The 2,513-nt window shown below is 69.0% G+C and carries 3 protein-coding genes; 1 reads left to right on the top strand and 2 read right to left on the bottom strand.

Translation table 11 applies throughout. The features are described 5' to 3' along the window. Nucleotides 1-8: 8 nt before the first annotated feature. Nucleotides 9-1,112, bottom strand: a complete 1,104-nt coding sequence (locus IE271_RS44285) for a recombinase zinc ribbon domain-containing protein (RefSeq protein ID WP_373308922.1) — start codon at nucleotides 1,110-1,112, stop codon at nucleotides 9-11. A gap of 336 nt (nucleotides 1,113-1,448) precedes the next feature. Here IE271_RS44285 and IE271_RS40650 point away from each other — a divergent pair, with 336 nt between their 5' ends. Beyond that, nucleotides 1,449-1,676, top strand: coding sequence for a hypothetical protein (locus IE271_RS40650; RefSeq protein ID WP_190195444.1), 228 nt, complete (start codon nucleotides 1,449-1,451; stop codon nucleotides 1,674-1,676). Between the two features lie 17 nt (nucleotides 1,677-1,693). Here the strand turns inward: IE271_RS40650 and IE271_RS40645 are convergent, their stop codons facing one another. After that, a complete protein-coding gene (locus IE271_RS40645) occupies nucleotides 1,694-2,404 on the bottom strand; it encodes a site-specific integrase (RefSeq protein WP_190195443.1) in 711 nt (236 codons plus the stop codon). Nucleotides 2,405-2,513: the final 109 nt, after the last annotated feature.

The following is a 2,513-nucleotide window of genomic DNA, read 5'->3' as shown; positions in this document are numbered from 1 at the left end:
CGGCTACGTCACCCCGCTCGAGACCCGGGCCCTGACAGCACAAGTTCTCGCCCCCGCAGCGTAACCACCCGCTGTCCACGCTCAAGGGGGAACTTCACCACAGTCCCGGCCCGGCGCAGGCGTCCGCGTCCCGTGCTGGGCGCAGGAACCACGCCGTCCTCTTGCGTCTTGGGCGCCCGGCCCAGGCCCGGTGACCCGCCCTGGGGTACCCCGTGGAGGGACCGGGAAGGCCGCGGCGGGGCGGTCCGGATGCCGTAGCCGACAGAGTCGTGTTCCGCGGGCGGTGTGCACGGCCGCGCGGCGGGAGCGTGAAGGCGGTGAGACCGCCTTCGGCCGGTCCTCGCTCGCGTCGCGGCCCGCGAGAAGGCCACACGTCTCGGGCCGAGGAAGCGGGTCCGGCCCGTAAGGCGCGCGGGCCGGACCCGCGATGGGCATCCCCTGCCAGACACTCTGTGCCCAGGTGCGGCGGTCGGGCAGCCGCTTCCGGCGCAGCCCGGGGCTCGGCCAGCCCGCAGGCGCACGTAGCGCAGCGGTCGCCGGCCCGGAGGCCGGGGTGGGGGTAGAGGGATCGGCCGCATCCGAGGCAGGACCAAGCGCCGGCCTCGCGGCGTCGGCGGACGGCTTCGGTTTCGGCGGCCCGCTGCTTGCGGATCTCCGAGGCGCGTCGACGGTCGGCGTGGTTGCGCCAGCGGTAGGCGTCGTAGTCGTCGGGGTTGGTCAGGGCGATATCGAGGGTCTCCCAGTCGGTGTGGCCGCAGCGCCACCACACCGGCCCGTGGAGGTTGGGCTCGTTGACTTCCTCCCCCTCCTGAAGGGAGGGGGAGGAAGTCAACGAGGTCAGGAGCTCGCAGCGGACGGCTGGAGCAGACTTTGCCCTGGGGCAGCTCCCAGCCGTTTATGCCCGGACACCGGTAGTAGCGGTACTTCTTCGGACCGGGCCCCTGGGAGGTGCGGGTGTAGGCGTAGCCGCACACGTCACACATCAGCAGCCCCTGCAACAACACGGGTTCCTTTGTGTTGCGGGGAGAGAATTTCGCATTCTCCACCAGCCGGCGCTGGACTTGGCAAAGACTTCCTCGCTGACCAGTGCGGGAACCGGGATCTCGATCCATACCTCCGTGGACCAGGCGGTGAGCGGTCCGAGACCGGGCGGGCTCTTCTCAAGGACCCAGCCCCCGCCGGCCGGGACGCCGACGCCGGGAATGCGGGAGCCGGGGAGGGTCGGTTCCGGTTATGCGGCTTGGTTCCTCGCCATGACTGGGGACCGGGCCACTCTTCGACTATTGCGACCTCGACTGGTGGGCTCGCATGTTGAGGTGTCGCGTATTCCAGCTCGAATCGCCACGACTGGTCACCTTGGGTGATGAGAGCAGTGTCCAGGGTCCGGCCCGGAGTAGGTATGTTCGTCCGGTGGCGCGCACGAAGCGCTTCGGGAGGGGAGAGCGCCGGTGGACGTCGTCGCGATCATGGAAGCGCTGGCTGAACAGGGCGTAACGGTGCTGGTCAAGGCCGGCGCCGAGCGGATGGCGGAGAGGCGGAAGTCTTGGACCTTCGTCGCCAGTGGGGCCCCGTTGCGCGAGGATGTCCTTGTGCGAACTGATGCCGCGTCGATGGAGCAATGCCTCGCAGCGTGTTTGCCCCGTCTGCGTGAGCTGGGCTTTTCGTTCCCTGAGTGAGGGAGCGTCGTCGCGGCTCACCGTGTGTGGTCGCCGGGGGCGTATCGGCTCCAGGTTCCTCCGGCTTCGGTGACCAGGCGGGTGGCTGTCTTGTCGTGGTAGCCGAGGGCCTTCGCGATGACGGGGGCCGGGGCTTGGAGGACGAGCTGTCGGATTGCGGAGGTCCTGCCGCGCTGCGGCGGGACGCCGATCTCGCGTAAGTGGACCTGAAGGCTGACCGGGTTCATCGGCTGGCCGGGCTGGCGTCCAGGGAAGAGCCACTGTGAGCTCCTGCTGCTGGCGTAGGGCAGGTGCTGATAGGACTGGACGTATGCCCGCATGAGGTCAGCGACGGGCTCCGGAAGTGGGGAGGGCGGGTCTCCCAGCCGGACGGTAACGGTGGTCCCGTCGTCGATGACGTCGTTGGCAGTGAGGCGGACGATGCGGGTGACAGGTTGCGCGTAGAGGAGAACGAGTGCCGCGGCGATCCGGGCCCGTAGGGGCAGGGCGTCGTCGTTGAGGACCCGCCGGAGAACGGCGAGTCGGTGGTGCTGGTGCAGGGGTGTTTGGTCCTGGTTGACGACCTGGGGTGGCAGGGCGAGGCGAGGCATCCGGCCTGTCTTCATGCACCAGCGCAGGAACGTCTGGGCCGGGCGACGGGTGGCCAGCTTCTCGGTGTGCCAGGCGTCGAGGTCAGCCTGCTGGCAGTGTTCGATGGTGCGGCCCTGGTCGGCGAGCCAAGTGAGCAAAGCGCCGGCCTGGGTGAGCTGTACTGAGATTCGTGGAGTCCCTGATGCCAGGGTTACGATCCTGGCGAAGGAGATCCACGAGCACCATGCCTGCACCACGTAAGTACCC

Source organism: Streptomyces minutiscleroticus (assembly GCF_014650875.1).
Classification (GTDB): domain Bacteria; phylum Actinomycetota; class Actinomycetes; order Streptomycetales; family Streptomycetaceae; genus Streptomyces; species Streptomyces minutiscleroticus.
Note: the sequence above shows the minus strand (reverse complement) of the source record. Positions and strands in the feature narration are given on the sequence as shown.